Origin of the sequence: Caballeronia choica (assembly GCF_001544535.1) — a bacterium.
GTDB classification, from domain to species: domain Bacteria; phylum Pseudomonadota; class Gammaproteobacteria; order Burkholderiales; family Burkholderiaceae; genus Caballeronia; species Caballeronia choica.
Genome location: NZ_FCON02000585.1, coordinates 1 through 656 on the forward strand (window position 1 = coordinate 1; position 656 = coordinate 656).

Sequence of the window (656 nt, forward strand, 5' to 3'; positions counted from 1 at the left end):
GTTTTGGGCCCGATGAGTGCCGGAGTTCGAAAAGCGACCAACACATTGGTGGGCGATGATGCGGAGGCCAAGATGGGGGTAGGAATGCAGATTGCCTGCTTCGGGTTCGCCGGCTCGGCGGCGCTAGAGGGGGAGGCCGGAGCGGAGTTGGTAAGGCTGGAGCGGTTCGCGAAGCGCATTGCCGGCTGCCATCTCGCAATCGAGGCGTTGCATGACCAGGGTGGACGCGCGCTTTACGACGCGCGTCTGGACCTCATCACGCGCGACTATGGATTGATACCCGTCGAGCACTGTACGGACGCGGATCCGAATGCAGCGGTACACCGCGCGTTCGACAGTGCGATCCGATTGCTCGAGCGTGAGTCGGCCGCCGTCCGATAGAGTCGATATCCGGCGCATGACGATGCCGGTCACGCGAAGTAATCATTTGAAGGAAGAGGCGGCAGGGCAATGGTTTTTTCGGAAGCCGGCAGTCGACTCCGTTGCCTGGCATCGAAAGCCACGGCGCCGGAGCCATCTCTCACGCAGCACACTCACGTGCCGAAAGGGCCTGCGTCGAGGGTGCCGTCCGCCACTCTTTGGGCAGACTCGTCCTCGTCGGAGAAAATCTCATGTTCTGCGACGGTCGTTTCCAGATCGAGGCATTGGACATGCCA

The 656-nt window shown here is 61.6% G+C and carries 1 protein-coding gene; it reads left to right on the forward strand.

Going from position 1 to position 656, the window contains the following annotated elements; all coding sequences use genetic code 11:
- Positions 1-72: 72 nt before the first annotated feature.
- Positions 73-381 (forward strand): hypothetical protein, encoded by a 309-nt coding sequence (locus AWB68_RS45850; protein WP_087650530.1) that lies wholly within the window; start codon positions 73-75, stop codon positions 379-381.
- The last annotated feature ends 275 nt before the right edge of the window (positions 382-656 follow it).

What these genes read in the sequence shown, in the direction of transcription:
- AWB68_RS45850 (WP_087650530.1), top strand. Translation starts at nt 73, where the DNA reads ATGGGGGTAGGAATGCAGATTGCCTGCTTCGGGTTCGCCGGCTCGGCG.